This is a genomic window from Nostoc sp. LPT (genome assembly GCF_017115165.1).
In the GTDB taxonomy this organism is placed as follows: Bacteria; Cyanobacteriota; Cyanobacteriia; order Cyanobacteriales; family Nostocaceae; genus Nostoc.
This window is the reverse complement of the sequence record NZ_JABXKF010000082.1, coordinates 45,425-66,559: the sequence shown is the minus strand read 5'-3', so window position 1 is coordinate 66,559 and position 21,135 is coordinate 45,425. Positions and strand designations below refer to the sequence as shown.

The window sequence follows — 21,135 nt, the reverse complement described above, 5'->3', positions numbered from 1 at the left end:
GTCTCTTCTCAATGCCCTGTTTGGCCAATGCCTCTACTATGCATACGCCAGTGGATCAACAAGCCCCAATTCGGCAAAAGCTGCTAGCCGTAAGCGACAAGAATCACACACACCGCAGGCGACATCTCCACCAGTATAGCAAGACCAAGTTAGTTCCCAAGGAACTCCCAATTGGTTCCCCAATTGGATGATTTCGGTTTTTTTCAGGTTGATTAGGGGTGCAACAATATTAATTGGTTGTCCCTCACGCCCTTGTTTGGTTCCCAGGCGAAAAACTTCTTGCATTGCTTGGATATAGTCCGGGCGACAATCAGGATATCCTGAGTAATCTAGGGCATTAACGCCGATATAGACACGCTCTGCGGCGATCGCTTCGGCGTAACTAAGAGCAAAGCTTAAAAAGATGGTATTACGAGCTGGAACATAAGTGACAGGAATATTTTGAGACATTTCATTCAGCGATCGCTCCTGGGGTAAATCAATGGCGTTATCGGTAAGGGCCGAACCGCCCCATTGTCGTAAGTCAAAGTTAACTACCTGATGTTTTGCGATCGCAGCTTTTTGAGCGACACTGAGCGCTGACTGTAACTCTCGTCGATGTCGCTGCTGGTAATCAAAGGAAATAGCATGACATTCACAGCCATCAGTTTGAGCTTTGTACAGAATTGTGGAAGAGTCCAATCCCCCAGATAACAGAATTACAGCTTTCATCTTGGTTGCAAATTTTGGATTTCAAATCACTGCATCAAACCTTAACAAGATGCCAGAAAGCAATGCTAATGAGAATTTATACTTAAGTAGTACTGAAAGCTTTAAAGTTAATAAAAATACATATATTTTTGTAGAAAGTGCAAAATCAAAAGCAAACCCGAAATATCGATACAAAAGATATTTGGATTACGGGAACCGATCACAAACTTTGAAATTCTTCATAAACATAGGCTCTATGTTACCATCTGGATGGTTTTAGACGGATCGTAACCGGCTTTCGAGTATAAACGCCAACGGCCGTAGCGTCTCTAAATTTGGTGGTTGAGGAGAGAATAATAGTGCAAAATAGCATGTCAGTGGCAGAACCGAATCCATATACACAGCGCAACCAGCCACGACCAATCCGCATAGGCGTGATTGGAGTGGGTAACATGGGACAACACCACGCTCGCGTGCTGAGTTCAATGAAAGATGTTGAACTAGTCGGAGTGGCAGATATTAACGTCGAGCGAGGATTAGAAACTGCCAGCAAGTACAAGGTGCGTTTTTTTGAAGATTACTGCGATCTGCTACCCCTTGTGGAAGCAGTTTGTGTAGCTGTTCCCACCCGTCTGCACTATGCCGTGGGCATCAACTGTCTGTTAGCGGGAATTCATGTTTTAATTGAAAAACCGATCGCAGCCAGTATTTCTGAGGCAGAGTCTTTAGTAAATGCCGCAGCTGAGTCTGGGTGTATCCTGCAAGTAGGTCATATTGAGCGTTTTAACCCAGCTTTTAAAGAACTGAGCCAAGTTCTAAAAACAGAGGAATTACTGGCGCTAGAAGCCCACAGAATGAGTCCTTACTCAGATCGGGCAAACGATGTTTCAGTTGTGCTGGATTTAATGATCCATGACATCGACCTACTTCTGGAATTAGCTGCTTCCCCAGTAACGAAATTGACTGCTAGCGGTACTCGCTCCCTAGACTCTGGTTATTTAGATTACGTAACCGCCACCTTGGGGTTTGCCAATGGTATTGTTGCTACTCTGACTGCTAGTAAAGTCACCCACCGCAAAATTCGCCGGATTGTCGCCCATTGCAAAAATTCATTTACTGAGGCAGATTTTCTCAAGAATGAAATTTTGATTCACCGACAAACCACTGCCAATTCTCTCACCGACCACCGACAAGTACTTTACAGGCAAGATGGTGTAATTGAAAAAGTCTACACCAGCAATATTCAACCCCTAAGTGCAGAATTAGAACATTTTGTCAACTGTGTACACGGTGGCAATCAACCCTCAGTAGGTGGTGAACAAGCTCTTAAAGCCCTGAGACTTGCAAGTTTAATTGAGCAGATGGCGCTGGAAGATCGAGTTTGGAATCCCTTAGACTGGCAATCGGAACCAAGGGTACAATCTTTGACCCCCACAGTCTAGAAGAAGAGGGGATGAGGGGGATGAGGGGGACAAGGTAAAATTTTCTCCCTTCTCTCTCCGTGCTACCCCATAGCCCAAACTTCAGCAGAAAACCTAGAGTATGTTTTTAAATTTGCCATCAAATCTTTAGATCCTTCCTAGTCTGTTTAAAAAGCAGGCTAAGGGGGATCTAAAAAATTAGAAAACAAAACCTAGTGGTTTGTTTTATTAATTTTGTGAGTTTTGTAGCGAGCGATAAATCGTTCAATCTCAAGGGCTAGAGCAACTTACGAACTTTTATAACTCTCAACATTAATCAAACAGACATCTAGCTTCTACTTGTCTTACTCTGTTTTTCAGTTCTAATGCCAACTTTTATTTAGTGCAGCCAAATTACCTTGACTCTAACAAGTGGGATAATTACCCTTTAAAAAAGCTAAAGCTGAATTTATTAACAGGACTAGTCCAGCAATTTCAGGAATTGACTCAATGCTTGAATGGATAACTAATACTATCAACTATTTTGGCTATTGGGGAATCGCCCTACTAATGTTTTTAGAGAACCTTTTTCCCCCCATTCCTTCAGAATTAATTATGCCACTGGCTGGATTTACAGCAAGTCCATATCAACCAGGAGGGGCAAAGCTGAATATTTTTGGTGTGTTTTTCGCAGGACTTTTGGGTTCTGTATTGGGCGCACTTATTTGGTACTATCCGGGTAAGTTTTTGGGTGAAATCCGTTTGAAAGCTTGGGCTGACAAGTATGGCAAATGGCTGGCTATATCCAGTAAAGATATCACCAAGGCTAAAGAGTGGTTTAACCGACAAGGTAGAACAGCAGTATTAATTGGTCGTCTTGTACCAGGAATCCGCACCTTGATTTCTGTTCCGGCAGGTATTAGCAATATGCCTTTGCTACCATTTTTGTTTTACACAACATTAGGTAGCGCTGCTTGGGTGGGTTTGTTAACATACTCAGGATACATATTGGGTAGTCAGTATGAACTTGTGGACAAGTACCTTGCTCCTGTATCCAAAATCGTACTTGGGAGTTTGGTTCTAGCATTTGTTTTCTGGATATTCAAGCGCCAGTTAAGACGCACTAGAAGATAAAACACGGACGCTTTTGGTTAGAAAGCAGTGAAAGCAGGGGTTACATCTGGCCAAAATTCGCCTACACTATGCCAAATAATACTAGATATGCGTTGGCAGAGCTTACCAGAGGTATTGCCGGAATTAATTTTTGGCGTATTTCTAGCTACACTTGACGCAACCTAGAATTTCTGGTTGCTCGCATTTTTGTAAGATGAGCATGACAACTTTTTACAGTTAAGTTTGAACTAGGAGCTTTCATGACAGACCAACCTTCCGCCGCTACCCCAATCAATGCTGCTGCTATACCCATGAATAGGCAGCCGTTAGCATCGACTCCCATAAATGCTGTTAATAATAATCCTCCTGCCGGTATCAAGCCAGGTGGTGTTCCAGGGAAAACCATTCTCAGTGTTGATTTAGGCAGAACTTCCACAAAAACTTGTGTGAGTCGTGAACCCGGCAGTGTGGTGTTCGTACCTGCCAACGTTAAGCAGATGTCGATAGAACAAGTACGCGGTGGTGTTTTTGAAGCCAGAGCTACTGACCCTTTAATGGATTTGTGGCTGGAGTATCAAGGAAATGGATATGCTGTTGGTCAACTGGCAGCCGATTTTGGGGCAAATTTAGGAGTCGGACAATCTAAGGTAGAAGCTGCACTGGTAAAAGTATTAGCAAGTGCTGGCTACTTCAAACTTAGAGATGATATCTCAGTCGTACTGGGTCTGCCTTTTCTTTCCTTAGAGCAATTTGAAAAGGAAAAAGCACAGTTGATTAGCCAAGTAGGTGGCCCTCATGTGTTGAACTTCCGAGGCGAATCTGTGTCGCTGAACGTCAGTAAGGTATGGGTAATGCCAGAAGGTTACGGCAGCTTGCTGTGGTCTGAAGCTCAACCCAAGAAAAACCCTGGCAGTCCTGATTTTACAAAAATATCGGTGGCGATCGTCGATATTGGACATCAAACCGTCGATCTTTTGATGGTAGATAACTTCCGTTTTGCCAGAGGTGCTTCTAAGAGTGAAGACTTCGGGATGAATAAGTTTTATGAATTGGTGTCTGCCGAAATCGAGGGAGCAGATAGTCAATCTCTAGCACTGATTTCCGCTGTTAACAAACCCAGAGGTGAACGCTTTTATCGTCCTAAAGGCGCTAGCAAGCCCACCAACCTAGACGATTTTCTTCCCAACCTCACGGAGATGTTTTCGCGCGAAATCTGTAGCCGTGTGCTAGCCTGGTTGCCAGAACGCGTCACCGATGTGATTCTGACTGGCGGCGGTGGTGAGTTCTTCTGGGATGACGTTCAACGTCTGCTCAAGGAAGCAAAGATTAATGCTCATTTAGCAGCACCTTCCCGTCAGGCGAATGCTTTGGGGCAGTATATTTATGGAGAGGCACAATTATCCTCCAATCGCGCTGCTAGGGCATAAAGCTGATGTTCCAATGGTCAAAAAAGGTAGTTAAATCCGTCACGTTCAACCCAGAGCTTGCTGATGAAAGCTTGTTAGCGCAAGTAGAAAGTTATTTGGAAAAACAACCAGACAAGACTTTCAGCGACCTCTGTAAAGAAGCCTTATGGCAATCTTTATGTGTACCGGAACCTGTACAACCTGCTCCACAAACAGCAGTAACAACACCGATCGATCAACAAATCGGTGAACTGCAACGTCAAGTGGCTGGACTTGAGGAACGTTTTTTTGCCAAGGGATCTAATCGTTTGGAGGCGATGGAACATCATCTATTGCAACTTTCTCAACAAGTTGCACAACTGGCGCTCATAGTCAACGATCGATCGTTCATTCCGTCTCCAACTCAATTAGAAGTAGTAAATAATACTTCTTATACTGTTGCTACCCCTCCTCAAGAGGTTGACCCCGTAATCAGTCGCCTTAGTCAGTTTCTTGATGATTTTTAAGGAAAAATCAGGTTTGTGAGCAGTTTTTGCTCATATTAACAATCCTTAATAGTTAATACTATTAAGGATTATTAATGTTTATATATAAAAATATTGAGATTATTGAGATTTGTGTATCTATAAATATGAGCTTGACAAACAAAGTTTGAACGTGGTCAAAAGAGGCAGAGGAGCAGGGAGCAGGGGGCAGGGGGAAAGACTGAGACGGAGCTTGTACTCCGAAACAGCCAAGCGTCCTGGAAGGACGGGGCTTCAAACCCATGTTCCGCAACGCTTGTCGCAGAGTATTGGGCTTGCTCCCCCCGCTCCCTGCCCCCTTCCCCTCTGCCTCCGTGGCGAAGTTTTTGGAGTTAGGTAAGGCTTTGGGTTTTACTCCTTGTGAATTGTTGGGAAAACTAGAACAAGTAACTTAAACAGCAGATTTTACCCAATAGTAACTGTGAGCAATAACCTAAAAATACCGGATTTTGATGCCAATCTGATCATGTCAGAAGCTGAAAATATCGCAAAAATTCGTTCTGGGATGTTCTGGAATGATTCTGTAAAAACAGTTTTATCCGTCTGTTGTAATTCGCCTGAATTATTTCCATATTTAAAAGTATGCAATTCTCGCTTAGATTACATTACTAAGTGGTTAAATAAGTATTTTGGCGGTTATAATAATCGAGCCTCAAAGCGAACTAGTAAGAAGATAGGCACTGTTTCTGACAAAATTATTGACACGATTCTTTCAGCGCGTTTACCTAGTCTCAGCACTGATGGCATTAATAACATAAAGTATGCTCATCGTCTTTCTATGTCGGCAGAAAACATATTAGGTCTTCTTTTAGAAGAATATCTTGCCGAAAAATTGTCATTTTATGGTTGGTACTGTGCTTGGGGTGAAACTATAAATAAGGTTGATTTTTGCACGAAGAAAGGTGAGCTATTACAAGTTAAAAACCGTAGTAATTCTGAAAATAGTTCGAGCAGTAGTGTTCGTAAAGGAACTATCATTCGGAAATGGCATAGAGTCAATGCTCAAAATGGAGCTTACTATTGGAAAGAACTGATCAATTAATAGGATGCGCTAATCTTTCTGAAGAAGACTTTGCCGCCTTTGTTAGACAAACTATCGCTGAAAATCCCGCAGCATTGTATGTAGAAGATAGTAAATACTAGCAACAAATTTAGTAGTAAAAGTCTTAAAATAATCAAAAGGCTAGGGATTTAGTGATTAAATAGTGAAAGCTGTTCAAAGACTGGTATCCCTTTAGGTTTTTCCTGTCTAATTAGACTATGTAAATAGTCACCAATAGCTTGAGCTAAGAGTACAGGTACAGCATTACCTATCTGTCGGTACTTAGAGGCTGTTGAACCATAAAAAATCCATGAGTCTGGAAAGGTTTGAATCCTGGCGCACTCTCGAACACTGAGAGGACGCAGTTCCTCTGGATGACCCATATCTGTAGCCTTTTGGTAAGGACTTGTAGTAACAGTAGGAGATGGCTTATCCCAACATAACCTTCTGTAAAACCCTACTTTACCACCTCCAGATTTGTAAGCGCCTCCCATTGCTTCTTTTATCAATTCCTTAGGTAAATCTCTCCAGTTTTGACCACTTTTTAAAAGCTTTAAATATTGAAGACGGTTTTTTGAGTAGGAAGTATACTCCGGTTGTGGATCTTCTAAGTTTATCAGAGCGTCTTTAAGAGTGCGCCATTGAGGTAATAAAGAGCCATCTTTACTATGAGTAGGCAAAGGGAATGTAGCTGATTCACCATCTCTTGAGCCAATAAAAATTACTCGCGCTCTGTTTTGCGGAACACCGTAATCTGCTGCTTCCATGACTTTATAAATAACTTGATAACCAAGGCGCTTTATTTCTTCTAAAACAATCTCAAGAGCGCTCCCTTGCATTTCATCTAGTTCCAGAGGAGCATAACCCGTTCCTCGTTCCAGATGAGGTCTATGACGAATAGGAGCCGAGAGTAAACCTTTAACATTCTCCATGATAAAAAAGCGTGGCTGCACTTGTTCAACAATACGTATAAAGTCCATAAACAAGCTGCCACGCGGGTCCATAACTGAACCACGTTTTCCTGCTGTGCTGAAGGGTTGACAAGGGGGACCGCCAGTTACTAAATCTACTTCTCCAATACGTAGAGGTCTACCAAGGTTAATAACATATCCCCCTTCTTCCAAAAGATTTTGAGCAGTGATTTTCTGTATATCTCTTGCTACAGCACTATTTAGGTGAGGTCGGTTGAAAGCTATAGTCTTCGCAGCATCAGGATCTTTCTCAACAACACTTACTACCCGAAAATCTGTCTGTTCTATCCCAATATCTAGTCCACCTGCTCCTGTAAATAAACTGATTGATATTGCCCGATTGTCTATCACTACTTTTATCCTTACAGCTTAATCAAATATACGATTTGCTGAAACCTTCAAGTCTGCTTCATGCTAACGATAGATACCTGCAATTCTAATAGTGTAAGCCTTTTGAAACAGTATGTTACAAAGGCGCTATTCTCTTTTAAATGTGGCAGGCTTAAACGGGCCTATCGTTAGACATTGCATTTGTACAATGCACAAATTTGCTCACCTTTGTGTTGAATATTATTAGTACATATTATTACTAGATTCTTTTTTTACTCTGCACACTGTATAAATGCTAGAATCCTCAAGTAGACAGTTAGGATACCTAGATGCCAGTTGTAGCTAACTCAATTAAGTTTGGTACAGACGGCTGGCGGGGCGTAATTGGAGATGAGTTCACCTTTGAACGCCTAGCCCTGGTCGCGCCAGTTGCCGCAAAAGTATTATATGATACGTATTTTTCTACGGTGGGTAGCCAGACAATAATTGTCGGTTACGATCGCCGATTCATGGCCGAAGACTTTGCTCGTGCTGTCGCCAATTCTATCAGTGCTGTTGGCTTTGATGTGCTGTTGAGCGAAACTTATGCCCCAACTCCAGCTTATAGTTGGGCAGCAAAACAACTCAATGCTTTAGGGGCACTAGTAATTACAGCCAGTCATAATCCTGGAACATATTTAGGTTTAAAAGTCAAGGGTTATTTTGGTGGGTCAGTGCCGCCAGAAGTGACAAAAGAGATAGAGGCGCAGTTATCAGTTGGAGTACCATTAGCAGCTACCCCAGGTAAGCAAGAGAAATTCGATCCTTGGCCCAGTTATACCCAAGCGCTAGAAGGTAAAGTTGATATTGTCAAACTTCGAGAAGCGATCGCATCTGGCAAACTAACGTTATTTGCCGATGTTATGCATGGCGCTGCGGCTAGTGGATTGGCGAGACTACTAGGCAATCAAGTCAAAGAAATCAACAGCGATCGCGACCCCCTCTTTGGTGGTGGTGCGCCAGAACCATTGCCGAAATACCTTTCAAAGCTATTTGAAGTCATCAAGACTCACCGAGAAACCGATAAATCAGGTTTAACAGTGGGGTTGGTATTTGATGGAGACTGCGATCGCATTGCAGCAGTGGATGGAGAAGCCAACTTCCTAAGTTCCCAAGTATTAATCCCGATATTAATCGACCATTTAACCCTGCGACGCGACTTTAAGGGTGAAATAGTTAAAACTGTTAGTGGTTCCGACTTGATGCCCCTTGTAGCAGCACTACATAACCTATCAGTCTTTGAGACAGCGGTTGGTTATAAATATATCGCTGACAGAATGTTAGTAGCAAAAGTGTTACTGGGTGGTGAGGAGTCGGGAGGAATTGGCTATGGCAGCCATATTCCCGAACGCGATGCCCTGCTGTCAGCCTTGTACGTTCTAGAGGCGATTGTAGAATCTGGTTTGGATTTAGGTGAGTATTATCGCCACTTGCAGAAACAAACAGGGTTTACCTCAGCTTATGATCGCATTGATTTACCCTTAGCAAATATGGAAGTGCGATCGCGTCTTTTGCAACAACTGCAAACCCAACCCTTAACAGAAATTGCCGGGTTAGCAGTGATTGATTGCCAGACAATTGACGGCTACAAGTATCGTCTAGCTGATAAAAGCTGGTTAATGATTCGGTTTAGTGGGACTGAACCAGTTTTACGGTTATACTGCGAAGCCCCGACAATTGAGCAAGTGCATCAAACTCTTGCTTGGGCGAAACACTGGGCAGAGTAAAATTAATTATTAGTCATTTGTCCTTTGTCCTTGGTAAATGACTAATGACCAATGACTAATGACCAATGACCAATGACTAATGACCAATGACTAAATTACTTGTAGTAGCCACAGGAAATCCAGGTAAGTTGCGGGAAATGCAGGCTTACCTGGAAAATTCTGGTTGGGAATTAACCTTCAAACCTGAAGAGTTGGAAATTGAAGAGACGGGCGAAACCTTTGCCGCCAACGCTTGTCTAAAAGCATCACAAATTGCTAAAGCCACAGGAAACTGGGCAATTGCTGATGATTCAGGCTTGCAAGTAGATGCCCTAAATGGCGCACCAGGGGTGTATTCTGCACGTTATGCCACAACCGACTCAGAACGCATTGCTAGGGTATTGAGAGAATTAGGCAACGAGGTAAATCGGCAAGCTCAATTTGTTTGTGCAGTAGCGATCGCTCGTCCCGATGGTGCGATCGTATTACAATCTGAAGGTATTTGTCGCGGCGAAATTCTCCACGTACCTCGTGGTGATAGTGGTTTCGGCTACGACCCAATTTTTTATGTGCAAGAGTTGCAATTGACCTTTGCTGAAATGACACGGGAGTTGAAGAGGTCAATTAGCCATCGAGGCAAGGCTTTTACGGCTTTACTTCCACAACTAGACACATTGTTTAGTCCTGAGTCTTGAGTTAGGATAAAAAACTGATTTAAGAAATGAAAAGCTATCTGATAATTAGTACTTTTTATACTTAATACCCGGAACAAGGGTCATGATAAACCAAGTCGAATTTTGCGGTAAAGTTTCTGGATCTGTGGTAACTTGCCAATATTGAACGGCATGGCGCTTGCCAAATACTATCTCTCGAATATACCTTTTCTCTTGTTGACCATCTGAGAATATACGGTTATAGGGTCGCCAACGGTTATATCTAACTTTCTGACCCTGCGGCAGCCAAACTCCATGATTGCTCCGAATCACCACTACAAAATTTAGTTCTAATTGGCACAATACACTAATAAAGTTACTTTCGCTTTCACCATATAAACTATCTGCTAGTACCAGTTTAAATTTAAACCCCATTTCTAGGAGCTTTCTAATCATAACAGCCGCAATTTCTGGCTTGGTCTGATAGACATCTGATTCTAATAATCTTTGTTTTGGTTTAGAAACTTCAAATATCAATGGGAATGTCATTCCCTCGAATAATCCATAAGCTGTAACTGCAACTATTCCATTTTCAATTTTTCCTAAATTACCTATATACTGTCTTTTGACGTAATCTGTCGTCGAGCCTTTCTTTTTATCCCCTGTCTCATCAATAATCAAGGTAATTTCTCGCCCAGCTAATACTTGTAAAATTAGCTTTAATCTGGCTTCTCTTAATTTCTCTATTTCCCTCTTGTGTTCTGTTAGGAAATACAATAACCCTTGTTCGTTCCCTAACCCTATTACCCGCGCTATCTCTGGTAGAGTTTTGCGTTTAATTTCTGAAATCATTCCTACATGAAGATATTTAAACGCTTCAAAACTTCTGACTTCTGGAAACAGCTTTCTATACCATTCACAGTAATCATCTACAAATTTTATAGTTTCCGTCGGCTCTCTTCCCCAAAACATAGTCCAGCAAAGAGTTTACGACACTTTACCCTATTATTTTCTCATGAGAGTGATGGAAGAGCGCTAGACAAGTATAAGTTCAGATTTCTTCTCGTCTACAGTTTCAAAGTAAAATTTTTCACCTTGCTCTATGCGTTGCTCAATCAGCCCCATCATCCGTAAAGCTTGCCGTAACACTGCTGACTTATTCATGTCCTTTTTTTCACTAAGACTATTTAGTAGCTCAAGTTCAGCGTCCGACAAGTTAAGCGTGATTAAAGTTTTTTTGCTCAAAACATCTTTACCTCTATTTTTATATATAGATTATATATCAAATATACATAGTACATAAGTTCTATGTCAAGAGTAAAGCCAGTTTTTGTCGTAACCTGTAGTCAATAGGACGTGGGAATATGCCTATACGTGACTGATTAAGTCGTATATAGGCATATAATTCAAAAGCTGATTAGGACTCAAACTGCTTCTGTGTTCTTTTCGCCGGTGCGAATCCGAATCACTTGCTCAACAGGCGAGATGAAAATTTTACCATCGCCGATTTCACCAGTGCGGGCAGCAGCAATAATTTTGTCTACCACCATATCAACCTGATTGTCGTCAACTACGATTTCCACTTTGAGTTTTTGCAGAAACTCAACGGTGTACTCAGAACCGCGATACCGCTCAGTTTGACCTTTCTGCCGTCCGAACCCCCGGACTTCAGAAACAGTCATGCCGACAATACCAGCGTTAACTAAGGCAATTTTCACCTCATCTAGCTTAAATGGGCGGATAATAGCTTCTACTTTTTTCATCTTCTTGACTCCTGACTTCTACTAGCTTCGTTTATATATCTAACCAGATCCGCTGTCTGAAGCTGTAACTAGCAGTGCTTTTCCTAAAAAATATGTAATAATTACAACTTTTTTAAAGTGTAAGTGCTTTACTTGAGGTTTTGTGACATGAGAAGCGGTAAGGATTTATTAATTAGATAATCTTTGAGGTTCTGACATAAAGAAGTTGCTGTCAATTTAGCATTTTATGTAGCTTTTATAACCTAAAAATAGATCGTTTTAGCCATTGAGCAGATTTGTTCGGATATTTAGAGAGTGATTGCAGACAAATTGCACGGTAGCCCGAAAGTCTGCTACTGCTGCTAACTGTGGGAATGTCAACTAACGTTTCTGATGTTCAAATAAGGGACGCACAATGAAATATCCAGCACTAAAGGCAGTCAACATGATTAACAAGATGGTAATAATTAACCACCAGCCATTGAGTTCCTTGACATCTGGCTCAGTAGTGGAATAATAACTGACTTGTTGCTCTTCTATAAAAACTGGTTCTGGTATCGGGAAATTCATTTCCATTACAGGTGTAGAAAAGTCCTGACGGCGGCTTTTTTCGGCTGGTTGTTTGGGCACAACGGATGGACGCTTTCCTGAAACCTGCTGAGGTGGACGTGCTTGTTTTACTGGCTGTTTGGCGGCACTTTTAACGTCACCAGAAGCTTGATTAGCTTGGTGATAACTAGATGTAGTATGGGAGCCCACAAAATTTTGCAAACGAGAAAAAGACTCAACGACTTTGGTAATTTCTTGGCGTAATAGTTGATTTTCTTGTGCTAGTTGCTGATTTTGAATGGTGAGTGCATTTAGCCTCGCCTGTACTGCTTGCAACTCTGTTGACAATTCCCTGTATACAGATAGCGGTACAGAAGGAGGGTAGGCTTGAGTAGTCGGTGTTGGCGAATTCCTGTGAACAGAACCTATGGTTGTTCGCATTGGGGGCTTGGTATTAAAAATCAAAGTAATTAGATCGTACAGAGATGCTAACAGAGATAGTCACCCCTGAAACTATGCCCAAGAATAATAGAAAAATATCGAAAGGGCAAAGATTTTTTATTTGGGCATTGGGGATGGAGTACTGAGAAAACTTTTCTTTAGTCCCCATCCCCAATGACCAGTCTCCAATCCCTAATCTTTAGTCTCTAGTCCCTAGTCCCCACAATGGGAAGAAGTGTCCCACAGGGCCTTGCCCTTCGCCAATATCTAGGGCGTAAGTGAGTGCGGTAGTCACATATTCCTTTGCCTGTTGCACTGCCTGCCACAAATCTTTTCCTTTAGCTAGATTAGCAGCGATCGCAGCCGATAGTGTACAACCAGTACCGTGGGTATTTTTTGTCTCTACTTGCTGGCAAGTCAAAACTTTCAACTTGTCCCCATCAAACCAGATATCAACACCACGCAAATCTCCCTGCATACCTCCGCCTTTGACTAAAACAACCTTCGTCTTTAAAGTCTTGTGAATAATTTCAGCAGCAGCTTGCATATCCTCTAAAGAATTAATTTGTAAACCGCTCAAAATTTGGGCTTCATAGCGATTGGGCGTAATCATAACCGCTTTGGGAATCAGGGCATGGCACAGAGTCTTCACAGCATCATCATCAATCAATTGTGCTCCCGTGCGTGACACCATTACTGGATCAACTACTAAATTATTGATTTGTAAAGCTTCCACTTGCTGGGCAACAGCAAAGATAATTTCCTGATTGAGCAACATTCCTGTTTTGGCAGCTTGTACGCCAATATCCTCAACTACTGCCTGAATTTGCGCCACAACAGCCTCTGTTGGCATAGCATCAACCCTCTTCACTCCTAGAGTGTTTTGTGCCGTGACGCAAGTTATAGCACTAGTACCGTGGACACAGTGAAAAGCAAAGGTGCGTAAATCAGCTTGAATTCCTGCACCGCCACCGCTATCTGAACCAGCAATGGTTAAAGCAACAGGTATTCTGGAGTTTATTTCAGTGTTCATATTATCAAGATTAAGTGAGTTGGCGTCATCAAACCAAACTATCTCAAAGATTGATGAACTAGGCTAAAACCCTCTTCCCTCTTGCCCGATTTCAACGACTGACTCCACCAGACACCTCCATAGTTTTTTAATTTTATTGTAAAAAAACTTACAATATTCCGGGTAATCACTGGTATCAAGTGCTATTTGTAAAGGTTAGTTTTAATTAAGTTCACAACGCTCAGTTACACCCCTTAAAACAGGTTCAACTAAGTTGTTACATTAGTCCCCTTAAGTTAAAGGGTCAACCTAACTAAAGTTTCAACCAATTTAACTTCGATCACTTTAACTTTAAGTCCCCAGTTATCAGCCAAGGGTGAATTTTACCATGCAGATTTGGCAACCTCCTGACCTAAAACAACGCATAAAGTTCAGAGGAATTACTATGCCAAATACGATCGTTTGATTGAAAAAAGCAGATGCTAAAGCTGGTTTGCAAAGAGCAGCGATGTCTACGACGGGCTACGCCTATGCAGCTGCTAAAGATGAAGATACGATTCAATTCAATTTTATCTAGTCTTGCTAAGAGGATATCTGATGACAAGTCTGGAGTAGAAGCATCTATGCGTTAATCGTCCAATTACTCTCAACAAAACTCTGATGATTGACGGTATTGATATTCCTAGTTTGACCGTCAACGGTTGACAGGAGAAAAATTTTTCAGGTTTACAACAGCGTTTCTACAATCGACGCGATTTTAAGTCGCGATCGGACAACTGTGACTGTCCTTAACAGTGCAGATAGATGACTCATTCAAATAACTACTTAGCAACTGAAGAAAGTTGCTGACATTGTACTACCAATTTCCCCTACATATATTTGGAGTAAACAGATGGCTGGCACAACATACTACGTTTCTGCAACAGGCAGTAATCAAAATAATGGCTTAAACGAAGAATCTGCATTTCTCACCTTGGGTAGAGCCGTGTATGAGATGAAAGCAGGCGACACGCTCTACGTCATGAATGGAAATTATCAAATGAAAGGGGTTACGCTTTTAAACTTGAATGGCTCACCAGATAGCTGGACAACAATAAAAGCTTATCCAGGGGCTACGCCGACGATAACAACAACGGGAAGTGGCATTACTATATTGAGTTCATCCTACGTGCGGATTGAAGGACTTGATATAAAAGGCAATCGGGAAAACATCACTCTCGAATATGCCTTGCAAGAGAAGAATAACCTTGATAATCCCTTGACCAATAGTAATGGAATTGCTGTTAATACATGGAAAAACGACACTGGTGTAAGTGGTACTAATCCTCATCATATTATCATTACTGGTAACACAATTCGTAACTTTCCAGGTGGAGGTATAGCAGTCAGTAATTCAGACTATATAACTGTTGAGAAAAACATTGTGTCTGGAAACGCTTGGTATTCACCTCACGGCAATCAGGGAATAACCTCTCTCCACAGTTTTAATTTTGATAACAATACCACTGACTACAGAATGATTTTTCGAGACAACATTGTCTACGATAACCAAAGTTTAATTCCGTGGAAAAATGGAGGCACTGACAAAATCACTGAGGGACATGGGATTATGCTTGATACTACCAATACCAGCAAAGATAATGTGGCCTATACAGGTAAGGCATTAATTGCAAATAACATTACTTACAACAATGGAGGTGCAGGCATTAATGTTTTCAAAGCTACCAATGTTGATGTTATCAATAACACGGCTTACAAGAATGCCCAGGTTCTTCCAGAATCTGGAGAGATTGGTGTTACTTACTCGGAAAATGTACGTGTCTACAACAACATTTTGTACGCAAGTGACAATCAAAATGCTAACAGAATTAAGTATGACACAAATGTAATTTTCGATCGCAATCTTGTTTATAACTCGAACCAATTCCAAGCTTCAGATAATTTAAACGCTACAGGGTTACAAAATCTTTTGGGTCAAGATCCTCAATTTGTTGATCCAGACAAAGGGAATTTTGCACTCAAACCTGGAAGTGTTGCGATTGATGGTGGTTCCAATGCCTTCAATAGCATCACTAAGAGGACTCCTCAAGATGGTGATGGTAATGGCAGTACAGTCGTTGATATTGGTGCATACGAAGCTCCCCGCAACCCTACCAAAACCCCAGAAATTCAAGTTCTCAGTGGCAATGTTGAGATTATAGATGGCAACACTGCCATTAACTTTGGCGAGACTCTTGTTGGTGAACCCTTGACTAAAACCTTTACCATCAAGAACACCGGTATAGCTGCACTCAAACTGAGTAATCTTAAACTTCCCGACGGATTTAGCTTGGTTGGAACTCTTCCAACGAGTGTGGCTGTTAATGCTTCCACCACCATATCGGTGGCACTCAATCCCACTGCACCCGGCGTCTATAGTGGCAGCCTCAGTTTAAACAACAACGACATTAATGAAAGCCCCTTTGACTTTGCCATTAGTGGCACAGTTTATACCCCAGAAATTCAAGTTCTCAATGACAATGTTGACATTACAGATGGTGACACCACTGCCATTAACTTTGGTGAAACGACTGTTGGTGATACCTTGACCAAAACCTTTACTATCAAGAACATCGGTACAGGCGCACTCAAGCTGAGTGATCTTAAACTTCCCGATGGATTTAGTTTGGTCGGAACTCTTCCAACGAGCATAGCTGTTAATGCTTCTACTAGCATATCGGTGGCACTCAATCCCACTACAGACGGTAGATATAGTGGCAACTTCAGTTTAAAAAACAACGATATTGATGAAAGCTCCTTTGACTTTGCCATTAGTGGCAAAGTCAGACCCGCTCCTGCCCCGGGAACTATAGTTCTCAATGGCACTAACTCCAATGACACCTTTATTATCCAACGAGGCGATGGCAATTACAGCATCACCGACTTTGGCGGTGTAGGTACTAGCTCAAACCCTTCGGCTGCGGTAATTGCCAAAGTAGATACTTTGCAATTTATTGGGACTGAATTGACTGCAAGAAATCTGCAATTAACTCAAAAAGGCAACAATTTAGAAGTCACCTTTGAAGATGTGGGTAATACCAAAGTCACTTTGCAAAACTTTAAGTTAGAAAACCTAGAGAACTTAGCCGCATCGACAACAAGACCTGCCATCGGTAATATCATTTTTGACGGAGAAGACAGTGTTACCAAAAGCTTTGATGTGATTAGTGCCAACTCCACTCAAACGTATATTTCCACCGCAAACTGCGTCACTTTCCTCAATGACTTGAACAATAACATTAGCGGTTTTTACAATTCCAACGACGTGATTAATGGTCAAGGGGGTAATGATACTATCAATGGCAGTGGTGGTGACGACCTGCTGCGGGGTGGTACTGGCAACGATCTTCTGATTGGTGGACAGGGCAACGATACTCTTGTGGGTGGTACAGGTGCTGACTCTTTCCTCTACGACACCGATGCTATCTTTAATACTGCTGTTATAGGTATTGATACCATCGCTGACTTCAATCGCTCTAGTGGTGATAAGATTGTCCTCGATAAGACTACCTTTAGTGCTATTACTTCTGATGTGGGAACGGGTTTTAGTAACGCCAGTGATTTTCAAATCACCAGTTCAGGGGCACTTAGCAATGCTGTAATTGTCTACGACCGTATGACTGGGCAGTTATTTTACAATCAAAATGGTAGCGCTGCTGGTTTCGGCAGTGGTGGTCAATTTGCACAACTTACTGGTGCGCCTTCTCTTACTGCCTCTGATTTCATCATTCAAGCATAGCTGGATCGGGTCAACTGAATGCAAGTGTAATCCAAACATGAATTGAGTTTTAAGGCGGCTTTCAATTAGATAGACTACACCCATAGGGCGCAATATCTGGTGAAAAAGAATGTAGAGATGTAGCACGGCTACGTCTCTACAAGGGTTTTGGATAACGTATATTTAATTTATGGAGATGTTGAATAAATGGTATTCAAGTAAAAGCCATTCCAAAAAACATCTTTCTAATAAAAACGTCGTTGCCCATGAATAATATTACTACTAGCGATCTAACTTTTTGACCAGAAATAGGCGTCTTATTTGGAACTTATAGTTTTAATATAACTACTGCTGTGGTTGCGATCGCAAGTCTTGTAATAGCCCCTGCAAAAACTTACCCCATTCTGCTGCCAAAGGGACTTCTGTAAACGGAACCCGGACTGAGTTAGTAGATTCGGAAAATAGAAATTCTAATTCTATAGAACGACCTTTTTCCGGTGGGTTGTTTACATCTACTGATTTTTCATCTACTAAAACCTGGATTTGTTTGATATCAAGCAAGGAGAATGTTTCTAGTTTAATCGGCCCTTGAGGTGTGGGTTTTCCCCAAGTGATATTGTTGTCTTTTTGACCTAATACAGCATAAATATCATACTTGGCCCGTTCAAATTGCTCTGCCCAAGTGCGATAAGCTTCGACTTTTTGATACTCTTTCGAGCCTTGCCAAGCTAACCAGAAAAACATTACTAACAAAGGCAACCACAAAAGACCACGTTCCATCGTTAAAAAAATCCTGATTCCTGAATAAAACTTGTAACTAAAAGTGCAAAATCTACCAACAAGTGATGCAAATAAGTTATGGTAGTGAGCAAACTGGCAAAAAGCGGTGATGAGTTAATATGAGAAAACTTATATTATTGTGCTTGTTTGTCATTGGGCTGGTATCTGCCATATTTGGTTTCCTGAATTTTCAGGGATTGGCAGCTAAAGGAGAGTTTGAGACGATTTTGCTTGATTTTCGCGAAGATATTCCATCACTTGTAGTGGAACAGGATTTGCAAGCGATCGCCAAACAATACAACGTTACACCCCAATTAGACAACAAGTTTTCCAAAAAAGATAATGTGTATATTATCAAGGGCGATCGCCAACGGCTCCAAGAACTGAAAAAATCTCAGTTTGCCCAAGCTACAGAATTCATTGAACCAAACTATATATACAGCAAGATTCCACAACCAGGTAAAGCAGCTTGGCTAGCAGAATTTTTGCGACCCCAAGAAGATGAAGAAGCAAATCCTTCATTAACTGGCCCCAATGACCAATATTACAGCAAGCAGTGGAACTTGCACAAAATCGGTGTTGAAGGCGCATGGAGTCAAACCAAAGGCAGTGGCATTACAGTCGCAGTGATTGACACGGGAATTACCAAGGTTCGCGACTTGTATGAGACAAAATTCGTCAAGGGCTATGATTTTGTTAACGACAGAGAAGAAGCCACAGACGATAATGGTCACGGTACCCATGTTGCCGGAACTATTGCTCAAGCTACAAATAACAAATATGGCGTCGCTGGAATTGCCTACGAAGCCAGTTTGATGCCGCTGAAGGTACTCAGTTCTTATGGCGGTGGTACCGTTGCCGATATTGCCGAAGCGATTAAATTTGCTGCTGATAAAGGCGCAGATGTGATTAATATGAGCTTGGGTGGTGGCGGTGAAAGCAAGTTGATGAAAGATGCGATCGAGTATGCCCATAGAAAAGGTGTTGTTATTATTGCCGCAGCCGGGAATGAAAACGCCAATGGAGCAAGCTATCCAGCCCGCTATCCCTACGTCATCGGCGTTTCGGCAATTGGCCCAGATGGCGAAAGAGCGCCCTATTCTAACTTTGGTGCAGGGGTAGATATCTCTGCTCCTGGTGGTAGTGAAGCTGGTAAGATTCTCCAAGAAACCATTGATGAAAAGGGCGAAGGCATATTTCTGGGTTTTCAGGGTACAAGCATGGCTTCTCCCCACGTTGCTGGTGTTGCAGCATTAATCAAAGCTGCTGGCATCAAAGAACCAGATGAAGTTTTAAAAGTTCTCAAGCAGTCGGCACGAGTTATCCAGGATGATGGTTTGAACTATTATGGCGCTGGACAACTCAATGCCGAAGCAGCAGTCAAACTAGCCTTTAGCGGGCAAATCAGTTTCCCAGATTTCTTTCGGTGGTTACGGGATAACGGCTATCTTAACCCCGGCTTTTGGATTGATGGTGGTGCGGTAGCACTGTTACCCAAGGTTTTAATGGTAGTTGGTTCCTATCTGCTGGCTTGGTTTTTACGCGTTTACTTCCCCTTCACTTGGAGTTGGTCTTTATCTAGTGGACTAATTGCCGGCAGTTCTGGGTTATTCTTCCTCAAGGGAATCTATATTTTTGATCTTCCCCAATGGCCTTTTCGGGTTTTGGGCAGTTCAATTCCCGAATTAGGAAATACCCTCCAGGGAACTGATGCATTAAATCCTCTATTTGCCAGTGTACTGATTCCCATTGTGTTGATGGCATTGCTGCTGGGACATCCTAGTTGGAAATGGTTTGCCATTGGTTCAACTTTAGGTATAGCAGCGTGCTTAACTACAAGCGCGTTTTTCGAGCCGACAGTTTGGGGATTGGGAAGTGGTAACTTAGCACGCCTCTTCCTCATTGCTAATGCCCTAGTCTGTTATGGACTTGTTCGTTTAGCATTGAAAAACGAAGAGAAAATTGCGTAAACGGGGAGTGGAGAGTGAGAAAGAATTCTTAATCACTCCCTACTCCTAACTCCTAACAGACGCGATTAATCGCGTCTCTACTTTTAACTCCGCACTCAGCACTGTTATGAGCATTAAACTTACAGGTACAGTCGAACGTCGTGATATTGGTACAGGCGCATGGGCGTTAGTTACAGAAGAGGGCGTTACTTACGAAATCCTCAGAGGGGCTGACAAAGACTTACTCAAAGCCGGACAAAAAGCAAAAGTGAAAGGACAGGTGCGTGAAGACATTATGACAACTGCCATGATTGGCCCTGTCCTGGAGGTCAAATCTTTTGAGGTAATTAGTTCTGATTAGCTGTAGAATTCAGAACCTCTTGCAGACGACTTCTAAACTCTCCTTTGGGATGACCTCCTTTTACTTCACCAACAATCTGAAATTCCCCCTCTGGAGAATTGCAGATGATGTAAGTAGGCCATCCCATTTCTGATTTATCGGGATATTGAGTCAATAAAATCTTGCGATACTTGCGATAAGCAGTCGTATCTTGCATCTTTACATCAATAAATTCTAAACCCAGTTCTTCAGCCACCTTTTTGTCATAAAAAGACATTTTGTGGCAAATGCCGCACTCTTCTGAAGAGAACTTAATTACAGCTAAACTCATGGGTTGGCTACTCTTTGATTCTAGGCAAAGTTTTTTAGCATAATGCTATGAGATATTACCATACAGATGGTCATTAGTGTCAACTTTAGGCTGAAACCCTAATTCAGTATTTTTTCCTCCTTCTCTGCTTTTAGTAGGGAAGGCAATTTTTTAGGAGGATTCTACCTCCGATAACATATTCTCAGTCTTTGAGTATCTGTGACAAACTATAGGACTCATATCATGTCCGCCAAATCACTCATAATAAAAGAACCCCACTCCCAACCCCTCCCCGCTTGCAGGGAGGGGAGCTAAAGCGCAGCTTTTGCGGGGTGGGGTTCCGGTTATTATGGTTAATTACCCGGACATCATATCATATCT

At 42.0% G+C, this 21,135-nt stretch carries 19 protein-coding genes and 1 pseudogene; 11 read left to right on the top strand and 9 right to left on the bottom strand.

The window, feature by feature from the left end:
- Nucleotides 1–36 precede the first annotated feature (36 nt).
- The gene (gene queC, locus HWQ58_RS17740) at nt 37–711 is read right to left on the bottom strand and encodes a 7-cyano-7-deazaguanine synthase QueC (protein WP_292865185.1); all 675 of its coding nucleotides are present in this window, start codon (nt 709–711) and stop codon (nt 37–39) included.
- A 338-nt stretch (nt 712–1,049) separates the two neighbouring features.
- Between queC and HWQ58_RS17735 the strand changes: the two genes are divergently transcribed.
- The 6 genes from HWQ58_RS17735 (at nt 1,050) to HWQ58_RS17710 (ending at nt 6,276) form a co-directional block, all read left to right on the top strand.
- Nucleotides 1,050–2,132 carry a Gfo/Idh/MocA family oxidoreductase gene (locus HWQ58_RS17735; RefSeq protein WP_292865182.1) on the top strand — a complete coding sequence of 361 codons (1,083 nt, stop codon included), beginning with the start codon at nt 1,050–1,052 and terminating at the stop codon, nt 2,130–2,132.
- Between the two features lie 468 nt (nt 2,133–2,600).
- The gene (locus tag HWQ58_RS17730; protein ID WP_292865179.1) at nt 2,601–3,224 is read left to right on the top strand and encodes a DedA family protein; all 624 of its coding nucleotides are present in this window, start codon (nt 2,601–2,603) and stop codon (nt 3,222–3,224) included.
- Between the two features lie 239 nt (nt 3,225–3,463).
- The gene (locus HWQ58_RS17725) at nt 3,464–4,630 is read left to right on the top strand and encodes a ParM/StbA family protein (RefSeq protein ID WP_292865177.1); all 1,167 of its coding nucleotides are present in this window, start codon (nt 3,464–3,466) and stop codon (nt 4,628–4,630) included.
- Between the two features lie 5 nt (nt 4,631–4,635).
- The gene (locus HWQ58_RS17720; protein WP_094347280.1) at nt 4,636–5,115 is read left to right on the top strand and encodes a plasmid segregation centromere-binding protein ParR; all 480 of its coding nucleotides are present in this window, start codon (nt 4,636–4,638) and stop codon (nt 5,113–5,115) included.
- Nucleotides 5,116–5,599: 484 nt separating this feature from the next.
- Nucleotides 5,600–6,175: a SinI family restriction endonuclease gene (locus tag HWQ58_RS17715; protein WP_292865175.1), complete on the top strand. Its 576-nt coding sequence runs from the start codon at nt 5,600–5,602 to the stop codon at nt 6,173–6,175.
- Nucleotides 6,154–6,276: a hypothetical protein gene (locus HWQ58_RS17710; protein ID WP_292865172.1), complete on the top strand. Its 123-nt coding sequence runs from the start codon at nt 6,154–6,156 to the stop codon at nt 6,274–6,276. The genes HWQ58_RS17715 and HWQ58_RS17710 overlap by 22 nt, the downstream gene beginning before the upstream one ends.
- A 48-nt stretch (nt 6,277–6,324) precedes the next feature.
- Here the strand turns inward: HWQ58_RS17710 and HWQ58_RS17705 are convergent, their stop codons facing one another.
- A complete protein-coding gene (locus HWQ58_RS17705; protein WP_292865169.1) occupies nt 6,325–7,497 on the bottom strand; it encodes a DNA cytosine methyltransferase in 1,173 nt (390 codons plus the stop codon).
- Nucleotides 7,498–7,805: 308 nt separating this feature from the next.
- Between HWQ58_RS17705 and HWQ58_RS17700 the strand changes: the two genes are divergently transcribed.
- Both HWQ58_RS17700 and rdgB read left to right on the top strand, forming a co-directional pair.
- Nucleotides 7,806–9,242: a phosphoglucomutase/phosphomannomutase family protein gene (locus tag HWQ58_RS17700; RefSeq protein ID WP_292865166.1), complete on the top strand. Its 1,437-nt coding sequence runs from the start codon at nt 7,806–7,808 to the stop codon at nt 9,240–9,242.
- An 86-nt stretch (nt 9,243–9,328) separates the two neighbouring features.
- Nucleotides 9,329–9,916, top strand: a complete 588-nt coding sequence (rdgB, locus tag HWQ58_RS17695; RefSeq protein WP_292865163.1) for an RdgB/HAM1 family non-canonical purine NTP pyrophosphatase — start codon at nt 9,329–9,331, stop codon at nt 9,914–9,916.
- Between the two features lie 78 nt (nt 9,917–9,994).
- Here rdgB and HWQ58_RS17690 read toward each other — a convergent pair.
- The 5 genes and pseudogenes from HWQ58_RS17690 to thiD all read right to left on the bottom strand — a co-directional run.
- A pseudogene (locus HWQ58_RS17690) lies at nt 9,995–10,846 on the bottom strand (IS701 family transposase); the annotation flags it as partial.
- Between the two features lie 63 nt (nt 10,847–10,909).
- Nucleotides 10,910–11,089 carry a hypothetical protein gene (locus HWQ58_RS17685; protein ID WP_267870640.1) on the bottom strand — a complete coding sequence of 60 codons (180 nt, stop codon included), beginning with the start codon at nt 11,087–11,089 and terminating at the stop codon, nt 10,910–10,912.
- A 209-nt stretch (nt 11,090–11,298) separates the two neighbouring features.
- On the bottom strand, nt 11,299–11,637 hold the full coding sequence (locus HWQ58_RS17680) for a P-II family nitrogen regulator (RefSeq protein ID WP_012410794.1): 339 nt from the start codon (nt 11,635–11,637) through the stop codon (nt 11,299–11,301).
- Nucleotides 11,638–11,997: 360 nt separating this feature from the next.
- Nucleotides 11,998–12,606, bottom strand: coding sequence for a hypothetical protein (locus tag HWQ58_RS17675; RefSeq protein WP_292865160.1), 609 nt, complete (start codon nt 12,604–12,606; stop codon nt 11,998–12,000).
- A gap of 199 nt (nt 12,607–12,805) precedes the next feature.
- The gene (gene thiD / locus HWQ58_RS17670) at nt 12,806–13,639 is read right to left on the bottom strand and encodes a bifunctional hydroxymethylpyrimidine kinase/phosphomethylpyrimidine kinase (RefSeq protein WP_292865157.1); all 834 of its coding nucleotides are present in this window, start codon (nt 13,637–13,639) and stop codon (nt 12,806–12,808) included.
- 871 nt (nt 13,640–14,510) lie between these two features.
- Between thiD and HWQ58_RS17665 the strand changes: the two genes are divergently transcribed.
- Nucleotides 14,511–17,396: a choice-of-anchor D domain-containing protein gene (locus tag HWQ58_RS17665; protein WP_292865154.1), complete on the top strand. Its 2,886-nt coding sequence runs from the start codon at nt 14,511–14,513 to the stop codon at nt 17,394–17,396.
- Between the two features lie 324 nt (nt 17,397–17,720).
- Here the strand turns inward: HWQ58_RS17665 and HWQ58_RS17660 are convergent, their stop codons facing one another.
- Complete coding sequence (locus HWQ58_RS17660) at nt 17,721–18,155, bottom strand: hypothetical protein (protein WP_292865152.1); 435 nt, start codon at nt 18,153–18,155, stop codon at nt 17,721–17,723.
- Nucleotides 18,156–18,274: 119 nt separating this feature from the next.
- On the opposite strand from HWQ58_RS17660, the gene HWQ58_RS17655 reads away from it, so the two are divergent.
- Together HWQ58_RS17655 and HWQ58_RS17650 are read left to right on the top strand one after the other, a co-directional pair.
- Nucleotides 18,275–20,125, top strand: a complete 1,851-nt coding sequence (locus HWQ58_RS17655) for a S8 family peptidase (RefSeq protein WP_292865149.1) — start codon at nt 18,275–18,277, stop codon at nt 20,123–20,125.
- A gap of 106 nt (nt 20,126–20,231) precedes the next feature.
- Nucleotides 20,232–20,465 (top strand): hypothetical protein, encoded by a 234-nt coding sequence (locus tag HWQ58_RS17650; protein WP_292865146.1) that lies wholly within the window; start codon nt 20,232–20,234, stop codon nt 20,463–20,465.
- Here the strand turns inward: HWQ58_RS17650 and HWQ58_RS17645 are convergent.
- Entirely contained in the window at nt 20,452–20,775 is a 324-nt protein-coding gene (locus HWQ58_RS17645) for a thioredoxin family protein (protein ID WP_094327275.1), read from the bottom strand. The genes HWQ58_RS17650 and HWQ58_RS17645 overlap by 14 nt on opposite strands.
- Nucleotides 20,776–21,135 lie beyond the last annotated feature (360 nt).